The 16,966-nt window shown below is 68.7% G+C and carries 19 protein-coding genes and 1 tRNA gene; 11 read left to right on the top strand and 9 right to left on the bottom strand.

The genetic code is table 11. The annotated features are described in order from the left end of the window. Positions 1 to 28 precede the first annotated feature (28 nt). Together AC5Y31_RS12740 and AC5Y31_RS12735 are read left to right on the top strand one after the other, a co-directional pair. The gene (locus AC5Y31_RS12740; RefSeq protein WP_499980728.1) at positions 29 to 976 is read left to right on the top strand and encodes an o-succinylbenzoate synthase; all 948 of its coding nucleotides are present in this window, start codon (positions 29 to 31) and stop codon (positions 974 to 976) included. Positions 977 to 1,021: 45 nt separating this feature from the next. Continuing rightward, positions 1,022 to 2,167, top strand: coding sequence for an LLM class flavin-dependent oxidoreductase (locus AC5Y31_RS12735; protein WP_499980727.1), 1,146 nt, complete (start codon positions 1,022 to 1,024; stop codon positions 2,165 to 2,167). Between the two features lie 3 nt (positions 2,168 to 2,170). Here the strand turns inward: AC5Y31_RS12735 and AC5Y31_RS12730 are convergent, their stop codons facing one another. Then, entirely contained in the window at positions 2,171 to 2,860 is a 690-nt protein-coding gene (locus AC5Y31_RS12730; RefSeq protein ID WP_499980726.1) for a sensor domain-containing protein, read from the bottom strand. A gap of 70 nt (positions 2,861 to 2,930) precedes the next feature. Here AC5Y31_RS12730 and AC5Y31_RS12725 point away from each other — a divergent pair, with 70 nt between their 5' ends. The 3 genes from AC5Y31_RS12725 to AC5Y31_RS12715 are packed head-to-tail and all read left to right on the top strand — an operon-like array spanning position 2,931 to position 5,927. Continuing rightward, complete coding sequence (locus AC5Y31_RS12725) at positions 2,931 to 3,761, top strand: alpha/beta fold hydrolase (protein ID WP_499980725.1); 831 nt, start codon at positions 2,931 to 2,933, stop codon at positions 3,759 to 3,761. A 10-nt stretch (positions 3,762 to 3,771) separates the two neighbouring features. After that, entirely contained in the window at positions 3,772 to 5,421 is a 1,650-nt protein-coding gene (gene menD / locus AC5Y31_RS12720) for a 2-succinyl-5-enolpyruvyl-6-hydroxy-3-cyclohexene-1-carboxylic-acid synthase (RefSeq protein ID WP_499980724.1), read from the top strand. Positions 5,422 to 5,450: 29 nt separating this feature from the next. Then, positions 5,451 to 5,927, top strand: a complete 477-nt coding sequence (locus AC5Y31_RS12715; protein ID WP_499980797.1) for a DUF3592 domain-containing protein — start codon at positions 5,451 to 5,453, stop codon at positions 5,925 to 5,927. On the opposite strand, the gene AC5Y31_RS12710 is transcribed toward AC5Y31_RS12715, so the two are convergent. Beyond that, entirely contained in the window at positions 5,924 to 6,562 is a 639-nt protein-coding gene (locus tag AC5Y31_RS12710) for a DsbA family protein (protein WP_499980722.1), read from the bottom strand. The two genes, AC5Y31_RS12715 and AC5Y31_RS12710, sit on opposite strands and share 4 nt — an antisense overlap. Before the next feature lie 37 nt (positions 6,563 to 6,599). Between AC5Y31_RS12710 and AC5Y31_RS12705 the strand changes: the two genes are divergently transcribed. Then, complete coding sequence (locus tag AC5Y31_RS12705) at positions 6,600 to 7,286, top strand: demethylmenaquinone methyltransferase (RefSeq protein WP_499980721.1); 687 nt, start codon at positions 6,600 to 6,602, stop codon at positions 7,284 to 7,286. 76 nt (positions 7,287 to 7,362) lie between these two features. Here the strand turns inward: AC5Y31_RS12705 and AC5Y31_RS12700 are convergent, their stop codons facing one another. From AC5Y31_RS12700 to menJ, 3 genes are all read right to left on the bottom strand, one after another. Beyond that, positions 7,363 to 7,806, bottom strand: coding sequence for a nitroreductase family deazaflavin-dependent oxidoreductase (locus AC5Y31_RS12700; RefSeq protein WP_499980720.1), 444 nt, complete (start codon positions 7,804 to 7,806; stop codon positions 7,363 to 7,365). A 14-nt stretch (positions 7,807 to 7,820) separates the two neighbouring features. Further along, entirely contained in the window at positions 7,821 to 8,495 is a 675-nt protein-coding gene (locus AC5Y31_RS12695) for a class I SAM-dependent methyltransferase (RefSeq protein ID WP_499980718.1), read from the bottom strand. A 115-nt stretch (positions 8,496 to 8,610) separates the two neighbouring features. Next, the gene (menJ, locus tag AC5Y31_RS12690; RefSeq protein ID WP_499980717.1) at positions 8,611 to 9,831 is read right to left on the bottom strand and encodes a menaquinone reductase MenJ; all 1,221 of its coding nucleotides are present in this window, start codon (positions 9,829 to 9,831) and stop codon (positions 8,611 to 8,613) included. A 21-nt stretch (positions 9,832 to 9,852) separates the two neighbouring features. On the opposite strand from menJ, the gene grcC1 reads away from it, so the two are divergent. The 3 genes from grcC1 to AC5Y31_RS12675 all read left to right on the top strand — a co-directional run bounded on the left by grcC1 (position 9,853) and on the right by AC5Y31_RS12675 (position 12,286). Then, complete coding sequence (gene grcC1 / locus AC5Y31_RS12685; protein ID WP_499980716.1) at positions 9,853 to 10,869, top strand: nonaprenyl/(2E,6E)-farnesyl/geranylgeranyl diphosphat synthase; 1,017 nt, start codon at positions 9,853 to 9,855, stop codon at positions 10,867 to 10,869. Between the two features lie 72 nt (positions 10,870 to 10,941). Continuing rightward, positions 10,942 to 11,790, top strand: coding sequence for a zinc metalloprotease HtpX (gene htpX, locus AC5Y31_RS12680; protein WP_499980714.1), 849 nt, complete (start codon positions 10,942 to 10,944; stop codon positions 11,788 to 11,790). A gap of 157 nt (positions 11,791 to 11,947) precedes the next feature. Continuing rightward, the gene (locus tag AC5Y31_RS12675) at positions 11,948 to 12,286 is read left to right on the top strand and encodes a type II toxin-antitoxin system HicB family antitoxin (RefSeq protein ID WP_499980713.1); all 339 of its coding nucleotides are present in this window, start codon (positions 11,948 to 11,950) and stop codon (positions 12,284 to 12,286) included. Between the two features lie 85 nt (positions 12,287 to 12,371). Here the strand turns inward: AC5Y31_RS12675 and AC5Y31_RS12670 are convergent, their stop codons facing one another. From AC5Y31_RS12670 to AC5Y31_RS12660, 3 genes are read right to left on the bottom strand one after another with little or no spacing between them, the layout of a single operon-like run. Then, a complete protein-coding gene (locus AC5Y31_RS12670) occupies positions 12,372 to 13,397 on the bottom strand; it encodes an NAD(P)H-dependent glycerol-3-phosphate dehydrogenase (protein ID WP_499980712.1) in 1,026 nt (341 codons plus the stop codon). Positions 13,398 to 13,416: 19 nt separating this feature from the next. Then, complete coding sequence (locus tag AC5Y31_RS12665; protein ID WP_499980710.1) at positions 13,417 to 14,892, bottom strand: flavin-containing monooxygenase; 1,476 nt, start codon at positions 14,890 to 14,892, stop codon at positions 13,417 to 13,419. A 44-nt stretch (positions 14,893 to 14,936) separates the two neighbouring features. Further along, on the bottom strand, positions 14,937 to 15,428 hold the full coding sequence (locus AC5Y31_RS12660; RefSeq protein WP_499980709.1) for a YajQ family cyclic di-GMP-binding protein: 492 nt from the start codon (positions 15,426 to 15,428) through the stop codon (positions 14,937 to 14,939). A gap of 79 nt (positions 15,429 to 15,507) precedes the next feature. Between AC5Y31_RS12660 and AC5Y31_RS12655 the strand changes: the two genes are divergently transcribed. Beyond that, positions 15,508 to 15,593 (top strand) — tRNA-Tyr (locus AC5Y31_RS12655). 34 nt (positions 15,594 to 15,627) lie between these two features. On the opposite strand, the gene AC5Y31_RS12650 is transcribed toward AC5Y31_RS12655, so the two are convergent. Further along, positions 15,628 to 16,059 (bottom strand): pyridoxamine 5'-phosphate oxidase family protein, encoded by a 432-nt coding sequence (locus AC5Y31_RS12650; RefSeq protein WP_499980708.1) that lies wholly within the window; start codon positions 16,057 to 16,059, stop codon positions 15,628 to 15,630. Positions 16,060 to 16,176: 117 nt separating this feature from the next. On the opposite strand from AC5Y31_RS12650, the gene AC5Y31_RS12645 reads away from it, so the two are divergent. Continuing rightward, positions 16,177 to 16,965: a class I SAM-dependent methyltransferase gene (locus AC5Y31_RS12645; protein WP_499980706.1), complete on the top strand. Its 789-nt coding sequence runs from the start codon at positions 16,177 to 16,179 to the stop codon at positions 16,963 to 16,965. Position 16,966 lies beyond the last annotated feature (1 nt).

The following is a 16,966-nucleotide window of genomic DNA, read 5'->3' as shown; positions in this document are numbered from 1 at the left end:
CGCACGACCGGACCGGCACCATAGACCGATGCCGCCCCTTGACGACATCCTCGACCGCCTGCACGTGGTGGCGTTGCCGATGCGCATCGAATTCCGCGGCATCACCGTCCGCGAACTGGCCCTGATCGACGGCCCGGCCGGCTGGGGCGAGTTCGGCGCCTTCCCCGAATACGAGCCACCGGAGGCAGCGCATTGGCTGGCCTCGGCGCTGGAGAGCGCCTACCAACGACCGCCCCAACCCCTCCGCGACCGGATTCCGATTAACGCGACCGTTCCCGCCGTCGACGCCGACCGGGTGCCCGAGGTTCTCGCGCGATTCCCCGGCGCGAAAACCGCCAAAGTCAAAGTCGCCGAGGCCGGCCAGACCCTGGCCGACGATGTCGCCCGCGTCGACGCCGTCCGCGCGCTGGTACCCACCGTGCGGGTCGACGCCAACGGCGGCTGGACCGTGGAGCAAGCACTGCAGGCCGCAAAGGCGCTGGGGCCACTGGAATATCTGGAACAGCCTTGCGCCACCATCGCCGAACTCGCCGAGCTGCGCAGCCGCATCGACACTCCGGTGGCCGCCGACGAGAGCATCAGGAAAGCCGAGGACCCGCTGGCGGTCACCAAAGCGGGCGCCGCCGATATCGCGGTACTGAAAGTCGCGCCGCTGGGAGGTATTTCAAAGCTAATAGAGATCGCCGGCCAGATCGGTATCCCGGTGGTGATCTCCAGCGCGATCGACTCCGCGGTCGGCATCAGCGTCGGCCTGCACGCCGCGGCCGTACTGCCGGACCTGCCGCACGCCTGCGGGCTGGGCACCGGATCGCTTTTCATCGAAGACGTCGCTGAAACGTCACCACAAGCAGACGGTTACCTGCCGGTGCAGACCATCACCCCGGACCCGGCGCGGCTGCACGCCCTAGCCGCCGAACCTGCCCGGCGCGACTGGTGGATCGAGCGAATCAAGGCCTGCTACCGGCTTTTAGGGTAGGCGCCTACCCTAGGCGGGCCGAAGTTGTCGGCGCACACTGCGCCCATGTCTGGATTCCGCGTGGGCATTCAGGACGGGATCGTCGCCGCTCGCCCGACGGCCGACGCTTTCACCAGGGCCAACTATCTCGGCGCGGTGGCGAGTCGGGTCGACTCATTCTGGGTGCCCGACCACCTCAATGCGCTGTTCCCGCGAGCGCTGTGGCAGCCCAAGTACGCCGGCGCCGCCAAGCTCATGCCGTCGGTGGATGCCTTCCTGGAACCGTGGACCATGCTCGGGCATATCGCCGCCCGCAATCGGATCGGCCGCCTGCGGCTCGGCACCTCGGTGACCGACACCGGTCGGCGCAATCCGGCGGTCACCGCGCAGGCCGCCGCGACACTGCATCTGCTCACCCGCGGCCGGGCCATCCTGGGCATCGGCACCGGTGAGCGGGAAGGCAACGAGCCCTACGGGGTGGAGTGGTCCAAGCCGGTCGCCCGGTTCGAGGAGGCGATGGCGACGATCCGCGCGCTGTGGAATTCCCATGGCCAACTGGTCAACCGGGATTCACCGTACTTCCCGTTGCGCAACGCGCTCTTCGACCTGCCGTCCTACCGCGGCACCTGGCCGCCGATCTGGATCGCCGCCCACGGGCCCCGCATGCTGCGCGCCGTCGGTCGCTACGCCGACGGGTTCTATCCCGCCGCGCCGCATCAACCGCAGGAGTACGCGCGACGCCTCGACGTTGTTCGCGCGGCGGCCTCCGACGCGGGACGCGACCCCAGGTCGATCGTTCCGGCCCTGTGGATGGGCGTCGTCACCGGCCGCAGCGCCGCGGAGGTCGACCAGGCTCTGGAATCCAAGATGATCAAAGCATGGGCACTGAACGCAACCGACGAGTTCTTCGCCCAGCACGGCGCGCAGCACCCGCTGGGGATCGGCTTCGGCGGCGGCCAGGACCTGTTGCCGCACGACTGGGACGAGAATACGGCGCTGTCCTACATCAAGGACATTCCGCGGGAAGTCTTGCGCGAAACGCTGCTCGCCGGCACGCCCGCTGAGATCGTCGATCGGGTGGCGGAGTGGCGGGACTGCGGAGTCCGCTACATCGTGCTCGCGAACTTCAGTGCGTTCCAACGCAGCCTGCGCAACGGCCTGGCCAGTCAGCGACCGTTCTTCAAGATCGTCCGGGAGCTCAAGAAGCTCTGACCCTCACACGCTGGGCAGTCGCGCGTCGATCCCGTTCGCGATCGTGACCGCCTCGTCGGTGACGTAGAGCTTGCACGCCAGCACATCGATGGCGACGTTGTTGGCCACCCGCAGTGCCCGCTGACACGACCAGCCCGCGGTGTTGTCCTGGTGCTGGGTCATCCACACCGTGGAGTCGATGTCGGCGACGGTGTCGAACGTCCACGGCGTATCGCGGTAGCTGTCCTGGGTGGTCGTGAAAGACCGCTCACCGCACGGCGCCCAGCGCCGGGCGGTTGCGTCGAAGAAGCTCTGGGCATCGCCGCGGTTGACGAACGTCGTCGCGGCCTGGATGACGAAGTGGTCCAGAGCGGCTTCGGACAAGGTCTGGACGACCGTGGCGGTCCAATTGGTGCCGGCGTAGACCGACTGCTCGACGGGCATCCAGGCGGCCATGCACTCGTGGTCGGGAAATTGCCGGCCAGAGTCGAACATTCGCGAGCGGGAATCCTCGACCCGCATTCCGGAGGTGCCCATGATGTCGCTGACGGTGGAGGCCTCCAACAGCAGATCCGCCAGCATCGACGCCGCCACCGGCCGGGGTCCATTGTGGTCGGCCGGCACCGCCAGGCCGCCGGTCACCCTCGAACATCCGGCCAGCACGGCACAGGCCAGCACCAGCGTGCAAGCCACCCCCGCGGTCCGTCTCCGCATCACCGTCCCCAGCTGCGCAGTTGCGATGCTGACACCATAGGGCGTCGGCGGGTCGCGTACCTTCAAACCCGTGACCAACCTTGCTTACGACGACCGTAATCAGGATGGTGATCCGGTTCTGTTCATTGCAGGGCGTGGCGGTGCGGGCCGCGGCTGGCATCTGCACCAGGTACGCGACTTCCAGCTCGCCCGCTACCGCCCGATCACCTTCGACAACCGCGGTATCGGCGCCACCGAGAACGCCTCGGGGTTCACCACCGAAACCATGGTGGCCGACACCGCGCACCTGATCGAAACGCTGGGGGTCGGCCCGGTGCGGATCGTCGCGGTGTCGATGGGTGCCTTCATCGCCCAGGAACTGATGTTGGCGCGGCCGGAGCTGGTGCGTTCGGCGGTGCTGATGGCCACCCGCGGGCGCCATGATCGCGCGCGGGATTTCTTCTACCAGGCCGAGGTGAAGCTGGCCGAGTCCGGACGCAACCTTCCTGCCGAATACGAAGCCAAAGTGCGGTTGCTGGAAAGCTTTTCGCCGAAAACCCTCAGCGACGACGCCGCGATCAAGGACTGGATCGCCATGTTCACCATGTGGCCGGTCAAGAACACCCCGGGGCTGCGCCGTCAGCTCGATGTGGCGCCGTTGACCAACCGGCTTCCCGCCTACGCCAACATCACCCAGCCGGTGCTGGTGATCGGGTTCGGCGACGACGTCGTCATCCCGGCGCACCTGAGCCGCGAGGTCGCCGACGCGATTCCGGGAGCGCGGTACCTGGAAATCCCCGATGCCGGCCACCTGGGGTTCATCGAGAAACCCGATCAGGTCAACAAGGCCGCGCTGGAGTTCCTCGCCGAGGTCGACGGCAAGCCGTTCCGCTGGACGCCGCCGCCGCCGGCACACGACTAACCTGATACCAATGACCAACCCCTCGACGGCACAGGCCCGCATCGTCGTCGACGAGCTGATCCGCGGCGGCGTCCGCGACGTGGTGCTGTGCCCGGGGTCACGCAACGCGCCGCTGGCGTTCGCGCTGCATGACGCCGACCGGGCCGGCCGGCTGCGCCTGCATGTGCGCATCGACGAACGCACCGCCGGGTATCTGGCGATCGGGTTGGCAGTGAGTGCCGGCGCGCCGGTGTGCGTGGCGATGACCTCCGGCACCGCGGTGGCCAACCTGGGGCCCGCGGTGGTGGAGGCAAACTACGCGCGGGTGCCGCTGATCGTGCTGTCCGCCAACCGGCCCTATGAGCTGCTGGGCACCGGCGCCAACCAGACCATGGAGCAGCTCGGCTACTTCGGCACCCAGGTGCGCGCCACCATCAGCCTGGGCCTCGCCGAGGACACCCCTGAACGGATGGACGCCCTCAATGCCACCTGGCGCTCAGCAGTGTGCCGAGTGTTGGTGGCCGCCAACGGGTCTCGCTCCGCCAACGCCGGACCCGTGCAGTTCGACATTCCGCTGCGTGAGCCGCTGGTGCCCGAGGCTGACGACTCCGGTGCGTTGCCGCAGGGCCGTCCGAACGGCCGGCCCTGGACCTACACTCCGCCGGTCACCTTCGATCAGCCCCTCGACATCGACTTGATCCCGGACACCGTGGTGATCGCCGGGCACGGCGCCGGTGTGCACCCGAACCTGGCGGAGCTGCCCACGGTTGCCGAACCCACGGCACCGCCGCCGCAAAACCCCCTGCACCCGCTGGCGCTGCCGCTGCTGCGCCCGCAGCAGGTCATCATGGCCGGCCGGCCGACCCTGCACCGCCCGGTATCGGCGCTGCTGGCCGACCCGACGGTGCCGGTGTTCGCGCTGACCACCGGGCCGCGCTGGCCCGACGTGTCGGGAAACTCACAGGCCACCGGTACCCGGGCCGTCACCAGCGGCACGCCCAACCAGGCCTGGCTGCGCCGCTGCGCGCAGCTGAACGCCCATGCCAACGCCGCGGTGCGCGAGCAGCTGGCGGCGCACCCGCTCACCACCGGCCTGCACGTGGCCGCGGCCGTCGCCGACGCGCTGCGCCCCGGCGATCAGCTGGTGCTGGGCGCCTCCAACCCGGTGCGGGACGCCGCGCTGGTGGGACTGAACCCGCAGGGCGTCTCCGTGCGGTCCAACCGCGGGGTCGCCGGTATCGACGGCACGGTCTCCACCGCGATCGGTGCCGCGCTGGCCTTCGAACGAGCGCAGGGCGGGTCCGATGCCGGCCGCACCATCGCCCTGATCGGGGATCTGACGTTTGTGCACGACAGCTCCGGGCTGCTGATCGGGCCCACCGAGCCGACGCCGCGGCAGCTGACCATCGTGGTGTCCAACGACAACGGCGGCGGCATCTTCGAGCTGCTCGAGCAGGGCGACCCACGGTTCGCCGACGTGTCGTCGCGGGTCTTCGGCACCCCGCACGACGTCGACGTCGGCGCGCTGTGCCGCGCTTATCATGTCGAGTCCCGGCAGATCGAGGTTGACGCGCTACCGGCCGCGCTCGCCGAACCCGCCGGCGGCATGCGGGTGCTCGAGGTCAAGGCAGACCGGTCCTCGCTACGGGCACTGCACGCCGCGATCAAGGCCGCACTGTGAGATTGCCGCGCTGCACGTCGTTGAAGTCGATGTTGCGCAGACTGATTCACGGCGCGGGTGCCGTCGCGCCGGATAGCACTGCCGGACGGGTGCTGCGCTGGGCCCGAACCGGTGTGCTGATCATGGTCGTCGTGGTGACGCTGCAGTCGTTGCTGTTGGTGGCCGGGGCCTGGCGCAACGACATCGCCATCGAAGGGGACATGGGCGTGGCCGAGGCCGAAGTCCTCAACGCGGGCTTCCGGCGCTCCACCATCGAGTTTGTCACCCCAGAGCGGATCACCTACCGCCCCGAGCTCGGGGTGCTCTACCCCTCCGAATTGGCAACCGGGATGCGCATTTACGTCGAATACGACAAGGCCGACCCGGACCTGGTGCGGGTGCAACACCGCACTGCGGTACTGGCGATCATCCCGGCCGGCTCGATCGTGGTGATCGCCATGCTAGTCGGCGCCGCGACGCTGGCCGGATTGGCCGTCGTCGAACGGCGCTGGGCTCGGCGGTCCTAGCGCTCCTGCACCAGCCGGTCCAGCCACCCGGCGTCATCGGTGTCGACGATAGTTCTGGTGGCGAGATCGTAAACCGTTGGGGTGCCGGGACTCTCCGGGTTGGCCGCCAGCAGCTGCACCCGGTTGAAGGCGTTCATCGACGTCGGCTCGACGGCCGGCTGTCCCTCGGCGATCCGGTCCACCACGTGGGCGGGTAGGCCCGTCTCCCGCGCGGTGGTCGCGATGTCCTCGAGATTCGGCGTCCCGCCCTTGTGGTACAGCTCGTTGACGAACGTCTGGTAGGTCGACGCCGGGGTGGCCGGATCGGCGGCCGCCATCAACGCGTTGCCGACGCGGGCAGAGGTGTCGTTGCCGCGGCGGGCATCTAGAAACGTCATCCAGCGGTAGGTCACCGCGACGTCCCCGGCGGCCAGGTGCCGGCCCAGGGCGTAGCCGGAGGCCGCCTCGAACTTCGCGCACTCCGAGCACTGCGGGTCGCAGAAGATCTCCAGCTGTACCGGCGCGTCGGCCGAGCCGGCCAGCACCCCGAAGTGGTCGGGTGCCAGCGTCGTGCCGGGCGGTTCGGCTGCTGCCGGAGCCGCCAACGCCGCGCCGAACGTCACCAGTGCCGCCAATATGCCCAGCCAAGACCGCATTCCACCCACCCTATCGGAGGCGGGTAGCGTCGACACCGTGAGCCGCGCGAGCCTGGACAAAGACCCCCACGCGGTGGCATCGATGTTCGACGGCGTCGCGCGCCGCTATGACCTCACCAACACAGTGATGTCGCTGGGCCGCGATCGCGCCTGGCGGCGGGCCACTCGCAGGGCGCTCGGGTTGCGGCCGGGGGAGAAGGTGCTGGACCTGGCCGCCGGTACCGCGGTGTCCACCGTCGAGCTCGCGAAATCCGGCGCGTGGTGTGTGGCGGCGGACTTCTCGGTCGGCATGCTGGCCGCCGGTCACAAACGCGACGTGCCCAAGGTCGCCGGGGACGCCACCAAGCTGCCCTTCGGCGACGGCGTGTTCGACGCGGTGACGATCAGCTTCGGGCTGCGCAACGTCGTCGACCACACCGCAGGCCTGCGCGAGATGGCCCGGGTGACCAAACCCGGTGGGCGGCTGGTGGTTTGCGAGTTCTCCACCCCGACCGTTCCGGTGTTCGCCACCGCCTACAAGGAGTACCTGATGCGGGCGCTGCCGGCGGTGGCGCGCGCGGTGTCATCCAATCCGGAGGCCTACGTCTATCTGGCCGAGTCGATTCGTGCCTGGCCGGATCAGGCCGAGCTGGCCGAGCGGATCGGCGCGGCGGGCTGGTCGCAGGTGAGCTGGCGCAACCTCACCGGCGGGATCGTCGCCCTGCATTCGGCGATCAAGGCCTGACCCCGCTGCACCGACTGTGTCGGTTGTGTGCGTGATCCGGCCGATCTGGCAGTCACAAGGTACACACTGGGCGGGGTTAAGTCGCCGGGTCGAACCGGAAGACCGAGATACGTCCGGCCAGCGCCTCGACCTCGTCGGGCGTACCTTCGCGGACCAGGCCGGCCTGTTTGAGGAAGCGGACGCCGACGGGCACCTGCACCGGAAACACCCGCAGCACCGGGCGGGCCGCCTCGGCTGACAGCTCGACGATGCGCACCGGCCGCCTCTTGCGGCCGTGGCTCAGGGTGCCCGAACCGGCCGCCCGGGCATTGAGCGCCCAGTCGGCGTTCGGGAACCCCGCCACGGTGTAGAGCTGCCCGTCGTGGGTGAACGGAGTCATCGGGGTGCTGCGCGGCTGACCGGACTTGCGGCCCGGCACCGTCAGCACCATCGGCGGACCGGTCGGAATGCCCAGCTTCTGCAGGCCGATCATCACCTTGTTGACCGGTTTGAGCCAGCGCGGCGGCTTCGTCGTGGTCATGGCCGTGTTCCCGGTCAGCCCAGGTGCGCCGAGAGCAGCCAGCCCGCAGCCGATTTGCGGCCGTTCGCCTCGTCGCGCAGTCCGACGCCACCGAAGCCGGGGAAGTCTGCGGGGAACACCGCGTGCAACCGGGCCGGCTTGATCTCGTCGATCACCCAGTACTTCGAGACCACGTCGCGCAGTTCATCCTCGGTCACCGCGAACGGCGGCCCCTCCGGGATCGCGGCCTTGTCGAAGACCAGCACGAAGTACGACGCTCCCGGCGCGGCGGCGCGCACGATCGACTGCTGGTAGCCCTCGCGGGCGTCCACCGGGATGGAGTGGAACAGCGTGCTGTCGACGATGGTGCCGAACCGGCCGTCATAACCGGTGAACGCGCTGATGTCGGCGACCTCGAAGGTGGCGTTGGTCAGGCCGCGTTTGGCGGCTTCGGCACGGGCCAAGTCGATGGCGGTGGGTGAGCTGTCGAGACCCACCGTGGTGTGGCCCCGTTCGGCCAGATACAGCGAGATGGCGGCCTCGCCACAGCCGACGTCAAGGACGTCGCCGTGGAACTTGCCTTCGGCGATCAGGGTGGCCAGCTCGGGCTGGGGCTCCCCGATGCTCCACGGCGGTTTGGAGCCCACGCCCATTTGCTCGGATTCACCGCGGTAGGCGGCGTCGAACTGGAAATCCAATGATTCACTCATCACTCCGGTATATCAATCGAGCTGATACATGTCAACGGTCCTGATACCGCAGTGAGCAGACGCGTACGCCCCCTAAACGGAGGTGAATAGGGGGCTTAGGTGTCTGCTCGGCGACCTAGCTAAACGGGCGGCGACGGTCGATCAGCCGGGACAGCCGGCCACCGCCGCGCCAGGCCCGCGCCACCAGGTCGGTGTCCTCGTCGGTGACCAGATTGGCCATCACCCGCACCGCCACTCGCATCAGCATCGTCGAGCGCATCGCCACCGGGCCGGTGGCCGGCAGGAACTTCGGAAACGTCAACAGCAGCGCCAGTCGCCGCGCCACCGAGAACCCGCGGGCGTAGCGGGCGGCCAGCAGCTCCGGCCAGGCGTGGGTGAGGTCGCCGCAGTCCAACATTTCGGCGGCCAGCAGCCCGGTCTCCAGGCCATAGTCGATGCCTTCGCCGTTGAGCGGGTTGACGCAGGCCGCGGCGTCGCCGATCAGCATCCAGTTCGGCCCGGCCACCCCCGAGACGGCGCCGCCCATCGGCAGCAGCGCGCTGGCCGGAGCCCGCACCGGGCCCTCGAAGCCCCATTCGTCGCGGCGCAGGTCGGCGTAGTAGGACATCAAGGGCCGCAGCGCCACGTCGGCGGGCCGTTTGACGGTGGCCAGCGCGCCGACGCCGATGTTCACCTCGCCATTGCCCAGCGGGAAGATCCACCCGTAGCCCGGCAGCACCGCACCGTCGGGCGAGCGCAGCTCCAGGTGCGAGGTCAGCCACGGTTCGTCGCTGCGCGGTGAGGCCAGATATCCGCGGGCGGCCACCCCGTACACCGTCTCCTGATGCCATTGGCGGCCCAGCGTCCGGCCCAGCGTGGAGCGCGCGCCGTCGGCGACGATCAGGTGCCGGCAGGCGATCTCGGTGCCGTCGGCCAGCACCACCGCACGCACCCGTCCCGACGAGTCGTGATGCACGCCGACGGCCTTGACGCCCAACCGCATCCGGGCCCCGGACTCCTCGGCGACCTTGCGGATCCGTTCGTCGAGTTTGGTGCGCGGGGCGGCGCTGCCGGTCGACGGGAACGACGGGCCGGGCCAGTCCACTTGCACCTCCCCGCCGAAGCCGGCCATCCGCAGGCCCCGGTGCCGGATGTGGCTGTCGAGCCACTCGCCGAGCCCCAACAACTCGAGCTGCTCGACGGCGCGCGGGGTCAGCCCGTCGCCGCAGGGTTTGTCCCGCGGGAAGGCGGCCCTGTCGATCACCAGCACGTCGCGGCCCGCCCGGGCGGCCCAGGCGGCCGCCGCCGACCCCGCCGGTCCAGCCCCGACCACCACCACATCACCCTGCGAACTCACACTGACCAGTATGTTGGAGCCGTGAGGACACCGGCGAGTGTGGTGGCGGGGCTGGATTTCGGGGGCTTGGGCGACCCGGCGTTCGCGGGCAATGTCCGCGACGGGGTGGCGCGCATCGAAGAGCTGATGGACACCGAGTTGCGGGGCGGCGACGCGCTGATGACCGAAGCCGTCACCCACCTGTTCGACGCCGGGGGCAAGCGCTTCCGTCCGTTGTTCACGGTGCTGTCGGCACAGCTCGGCCCGGAGCCCGACGCCTGGCAGGTGACGGTGGCCGGCGCGGTGATCGAGCTGGTGCACCTGGCCACGCTCTATCACGACGACGTGATGGACGAGGCGCAGATCCGCCGCGGAGCGCCCAGCGCCAACGCGCGGTGGGGCAACAACATCGCGATCCTGGCCGGTGACTACCTCTTCGCGACGGCGTCGCGGCTGGTGTCGCGGCTGGGCCCGGAGGCGGTGCGGATCATCGCCGAGACCTTCGCCCAGCTGGTGACCGGCCAGATGCGCGAGACCCGCGGCGCCGCCGACGGGGTGGACTCTGTGGAGCACTACCTGAAGGTGGTCTACGAGAAGACGGCCTGTCTGATCTCGGCCTCCGGTCGGTTCGGTGCGACGTTCTCCGGCGCCGACGACGCTCAGATCGAGCGGCTGGCCCGCCTCGGCGGCATCGTGGGCACCGCGTTCCAGATCTCCGACGACATCATCGACATCGATTCCGACCCCGACGAGTCCGGCAAACTGCCCGGCACCGATCTGCGCGAAGGGGTGCACACCTTGCCGGTGCTCTACGCGCTGCAGGACAGCGGCCCGGACGCCGAGCGGCTGCGGGTGCTCCTAGCCGGCCCGGTCACCGATGACGCGGCGGTGGCCGAGGCGTTGGGGCTGCTGCGCGCATCGCCGGGCATGGCGCGGGCGAAGGAGACGGTGGCCGACTATGCCGCGCAGGCCCGCGCCGAGCTGGCCGCGCTGCCCGACTGCGTCGGCCGTGCGGCACTAGCCGGGCTGGTCGACTACACCGTCCACCGCCACGGCTGATCGCCATGCGGAACCCCCATTGTGCCCGCGGCGTTGAATGAGCAAGACCGCGGTTCTCCAAGGAGGAAGTCGATGATCTGGCACCCGCATCGCAACACGGCGAAGACATTTTTCTTGTTGCTCGCCATGTCGGGGCTGATCGTCCTGGTCGGTCGAGCGTTCGGGCCCGGGATGATGTGGGTCGCGGTGCTGTTCGCGGTGGCGATGAACGCCTACACCTACTTCAACAGCGACAAGCTGGCGCTGCGGGCGATGCGGGCCCAGCCGGTCACCGAGGTCCAGGCGCCGGAGATCTACCGGATCGTGCGCGAGCTGGCCACCTCGGCCCACCAGCCGATGCCCCGGTTGTACGTGAGCGATACCAACGCCCCCAACGCGTTTGCGACCGGCCGCAGCCCGCGCCACGCCGCGGTGTGCTGCACCAGCGGAATCCTGCGGCTGCTCAACGAGCGCGAGCTGCGCGCAGTGCTGGGACACGAGCTGTCGCACGTCTACAACCGCGACATCCTGATCTCCTGTGTGGCCGGTGCGCTGGCGTCGGTGATCACCGGGTTAGCCAACATGGCGATGTTCATGGGCAACCGCCGCGACGGCAACCCGCTGGCGATGCTGCTGGTCGCGTTGGTGGGGCCGCTGGCGGCGTCGGTGGTGCGACTGGCGGTGTCGCGGTCGAGGGAGTATCAGGCCGACCAGTCCGGTGCGGTGCTGACGGGTGACCCGCTGGCGCTGGCGTCGGCGCTGCGCAAGATCTCCGAGGGGGTGCAGGCCGCCCCGCTGCCGCCCGAGCCGGAGCTGGCCAGCCAGTCGCATCTGATGATCGCCAACCCGTTCCGGGTCGGGGAGAAGGTCGGGCAGCTGTTCTCGACCCATCCGCCGATGGCCGAGCGGATCCGCCGGCTCGAGGAGATGGCCCGGGGATAGATCGGGCCTGACCGCCGGTCCGCCGATCCCGTCCGTTGTCCCCAGCCTCCTGCTTCGCGCGCCCCTATCACCCCTGCCGTCGCACCCGTCACTTTCGTCCCCGCTCCTGGGGATAGATGTTGCGTCGAATCAGATAGCGCATGCGCTACTACCGGCCATGAACCATTACACCTACCGGGCCGAATGGTCGCGCGAGCACGACGAGTACGTCGGGCGCTGCCTCGAACTGCCGTTCCTGAAGCATTGGGCACCGACCCTGCGCGATGCCATCGCCGGGGTCGAGGAGGCTGTCGACGAACACCTGGCCGAGCGGGAAGGCGACGACGTACCCGCTCCGATCACCGACCGGAAGTTCAGCGGCACCTTCCTGGTCCGGACCTCACCGTCGTTGCATGCCCGGCTTGCCGTCGAGGCCGCTGACCAGAACGTGTCGATGAACCACTGGATCGTCCAGAAGCTCGCCGACCGCCCGGCGAGCGGCCTGCTGGACTGGTGATATCGCCGGCGCTATCCGATTCGAACTCATCACACCCCTCCTCCGATGGTGCCAAAGTGACGCTTGTGACGGCAGCGCCCCAGATTCAGAACCCGCTGCCCTCCACCTCATGCCCGGGTGCCTCGGCGATCAGCCCGCGGTAGGCCTGCTCGACGGTCGAACCGTGATTGATGACACCGTCGACCTCGCGGGCGATCGGCATGTTCAGCCCGTACTGCGCGGCGAACTTCATGATCACGCTGGCGGCCCGCACGCCCTCGGCGACCTGGTTCATCGACGCGATGATCTCGTCGATCGACTTGCCCGTCCCCAACTGTTCGCCGACGAACCGGTTGCGGCTGCGCTGGCTGGTGCAGGTGACGATCAGATCGCCCATGCCGGCCAGGCCGGCGAAAGTGTCGCGGGCGCCGCCCATCGCTTCGCCCAGCTTGGACATCTCCCGCACCGAGCGCGACATCACCATGGCCCGGGTGTTCTCGCCGATCCCCAGCGAGTAGCCCATCCCCACCGCGATCGCATAGACGTTCTTCAGCGCCCCGGCCATCTCGACCCCGGTCACGTCGTCGCTGGTGTAGACCCGGAATCGCTTGGTGCGAAAAAGCAATGCCAACTGGGCCGCCAGATGCTGGTCGGGCATCGCCAGCACGGCGGCAGCCGCATAACCCTCGGCGACCTCGCGGGCGATGTTCGGCCCGGCCAGGATGCCGGCCGGATGCCCGGGCAGCACCTCGTCGACGATCTGCGACATCCGCATATTGGTGCCCTGCTCCAGGCCCTTGACCAGTGACACCACCGGTACCCACGGACGCAGCTCGTTGGCGAGCTCGGTGAGCACACCACGGAACCCGTGTGAGGGCACGGCCATCACGACGACGTCGGCGGCCCGGGCGGCTTCGGCGAAATCGGTGGTGGCCCGCAGGGTCTCGGACAGCACCACCTCCTCGCCCAGATAGCGGCTGTTGCGCTGGTTGTCGTTGATGTCGGCCGCGGTCGATTCCGATCGCACCCACTGCAGCGTCGGGGCGCGCCGCGAGCAGATCGACGCCACCGTGGTGCCGAACGATCCGCCACCGAGCACGACAACTCTGGGTGTGCGAGTAGCAGCTGCCATGCAGCGAAGTTACCCCGGGCTAGCCGGCCAGTGGCACGCTTTCGCCGGCCCGGCCGAACACCATCGACTCCTCGATCCGGTCGAAGCGGTAGTCCAGCGCGTCGGCGAAGTAGTTCTGCCGTACGTTCCAGGGCCGCTTCGTGCCGGACTTGGGCAGCGCGTGCAGTGCCCGCAGCACGTAGCCGGCCTGAATATCCCAGGCCGGCTTCTCGGTGAGCGGCTCGTCGCCGCGATGCGGGTAAGCGTGGGTGTACCCGCGAGCGGCCATGTGCGACATCAGCTTTGCGGTGGCCCGGGCCGTCATGTCGGCACGCAGCGTCCAGGACGCGTTGGTGTAGCCGACGCACCAGAACAGGTTGGGTATGCCCTCGAGCATGTGCGCCTTGTAGACGAAGCGATCGGTGGGCTTGACCTCGGTGCCGTCCAGGCTGATCCGCACCCCGCCCAGTGCTTGCAGCTGCAGCCCGGTGGCGGTCACGACGATGTCGGCATCCAAATGTGTCCCGGACTGCAGCGTGATCCCGGTGGCGTCGAAGTGATCGATCCGGTCGGTGACCATCTCCACGCGCCCGGCGCTGATCTCCCCGTAGAGGTCGGCGTCGGGAATCAGGCACAGTCGCTGGTCCCACGGCTGATACGGCGGCTTGAAGTGAGTATCGACGTCGTAGCCCGGCGGCAGGTTCTGCACGGCCGTGCGGCGCAGCATCCACTTCAAAACCGGCGGGGTTTTGCGGGCCAGGAACCACACCAGGCCCTCGAACAGGGCCATGGTGAACCGAATAATCGGGTGAGCCAGTGTGCGCGGCAACAGTTTTGCGACGGCGTCGGTGAAACGACTGTATTTGGACGCCGAGATCAGGTAGGTGGGGGTGCGCTGCAGCAGGGTCACGTGGCCCGCCCGCTCGGCCAGCGCCGGCACCAGCGACATCGCCGTGGCACCGCTGCCGATCACCACCATCTTCTTGCCCGCATAGTCGAGGTCCTCGGGCCAGTGCTGCGGGTGCACCACCGTGCCGGTGAACGTCTCGACGCCGGGGAAGTCGGGGGTGTAGCCGTCGTCATAGTTGTAGTAACCCGACCCGAAGAACACGAACCGGCCGCGGTACACCCGTTGCGTGCCGCCCTCGTCGGCCGTCACCGTCCACGTGTCGGTCGCCGAATCCCAGTCGGCGTCGATGACGTGGTTGTTAAACCGGATGTGGGAGTCGATGCCGCGCCTGCGTGCGGCATCGGTCAGGTAGTCGCGGATCTCGTCACCGTCGGCCACCCGCTCGCGGCCCGTCCACGGCTCGTAGGGCAGGCACAGCGTGAAGATGCTGCTGTCGGAGCGCACACCCGGGTAGCGGAACAGGTCCCACGTCCCGCCGATGCGCTCGCGGCGCTCGAGGATGACGTAGCGGGCGCCGGGGTTGCGTTCGGTGATGCGGTAGGCCGCGCCGATACCGGAGATGCCCGCTCCGATGATTACGACGTCGACGACATCTTCGGTGCTCACGACCCCAGCGTAGGCATCGGGTAGGCGGCGGGCCAAGGTTTGGTCTACCGGTAGTTGACGAACTGCAGCGCCAGGTCGAGGTCGGCGCCCTTCAGCAGCGAGATGACCGCCTGCAGGTCGTCGCGCTTCTTCGACGACACCCGGATCTCGTCGCCCTGGACCTGGGTCTTGACGTCTTTGGGGCCCTCGTCGCGAATCAGCTTGTTGATCTTCTTGGCGTGCTCGCTGTCGATGCCCTGCTTGAGGCCGCCAGTGACCTTGTAGGTCTTGCCGGAGGCCTGCGGTTCGCCGGCGTCGAACGCCTTCATCGAGATGTCGCGGCGGATCAGCTTCTCCTTGAACACGTCGACGGCGGCCTTGACGCGCTCCTCGGTGGAGCTGACCAGCTCGATGCTCTCCTCGCCCTTCCAGGCGATGGTGGTGTCGGTGCCGCGGAAGTCGAACCGGGTGGCCAGCTCCTTGGCGGCCTGGTTCAAGGCGTTGTCGACCTCCTGACGGTCGACCTTGCTGACGATGTCGAACGATGAGTCGGCCACGCGATCTGTCCTCTCTTGATGATGTGCTGCCCGTTTGTGTTCGGGGTACATCCTCGTTGTAGTCTGCTAGGCGCGATACGGCAGGTTGCCCGAGCGGCCAATGGGAGCGGACTGTAAATCCGTCGGCGCAAGCCTACGCAGGTTCGAATCCTGCACCTGCCACCAAGGTCAGGCCCCTTTACCAGGGGCCTGATTGCGTTTACAGCTCCCCGGAGAAGTCGGCGGTCAGCCAGCGGTCGGGCCGGATGGTGAACAGCACCGAGGTATTGCCGTCCATGTTCGCGGCGAACGCCCGCCCGCCCTCCTCACCGAGGTAGCGGATGGCGATGGCCTCCCGTTGCTCCAGCGGCGCCGGGGTGGCCGCGCCCATGACGGTGCCCTCGACGATGACGTACTGATAGGGCAGTTCTTCGCGCTGCACCACCAGGGTCACCGCACCGGCCCGCTCGATGAGCTTGGCCTTGCGCTTGCCGGCGCCGGTGTTGACCAGGATGTCGCCGCCGGGGGTGTAGTCGTACCAGATCGGCACACTCGCTGGAGGCCTGCCGTCGTCGGCGGCCACCGACAGGACGGCGACGTGCTTGTCGGCCAGGAATTGCTGACGTTCGGCTTCGGTGAAAGGTTTCGGCATGCCGACACGAACAGCGCAGGTCCTAGGGCTATTCCAGCGGCGGGCCTATTTTAGAGGAGAAATAGGGGTCTAAAGTCCCCTAGCGGATGCAGGCTTGGTAAGGCTAGCCTTCGTTGCATGACGCTGCCGATGCCCGACCGCAAGACCGCTGATCTCCCCGGCCACTGGCTGTTCGCCCGCCTCGGCAAACGTGTCCTGCGGCCCGGCGGCCTCGGGCTGACCCACCGGATGCTCGCCGATGCGCAGCTGTCCGGCGCCGACGTCGTCGAACTGGCGCCCGGCATGGGCCGCACCGCAAAGGAGATCCTGGCGCACACTCCCGGCACCTACACCGGCGTCGAGGCCGACGCCAACGCCGCCGGCGTGGTCCGCTCGGTGGTCGGCGACAAGGGCACGGTGGTCACCGGCGAGGCGTCGGAGACCGGGCTGGCCGCCGAGAGCGCCGACGTCGTCGTCGGTGAGGCGATGCTGACCATGCAGACCAACGCGCACAAGTTCGAGATCATGCGCGAGGCCTTCCGGGTGCTGCGGCCCGGCGGCCGCTACGCCATCCACGAGATGGTGCTGCAGCCCGTCGACGTGCCCGAAGCCGTCAAGGAGGAGGTGCGCACCGCGCTGGCCCGCTCGATCAAGGTCAACGCCCGCCCGCTGACGGCCGCGGAATGGGCTGAGCTGCTCACCGAGGCCGGCTTTACCGTGGAAAAGATCTCGTATGCGCCGATGGCGCTGCTCGAGCCGCACCGGCTGATTGCCGACGAGGGCCTGTTCGGGGCGGCACGGTTCGTGTTCAACGTGCTACGCGACTCCGATGCGCGGGCGCGGGTGCTCAACATGCGCGCGACGTTCCGCCGGCACCGCAACCACATGGGCGCCATCGAGGTGATCGCCGCCAAACCGGCCGCGTGAC

The sequence above is a fragment of the Mycobacterium sp. NGS18 genome (genome assembly GCF_059813185.1).
Note: the sequence above shows the minus strand (reverse complement) of the source record. Positions and strands in the feature narration are given on the sequence as shown.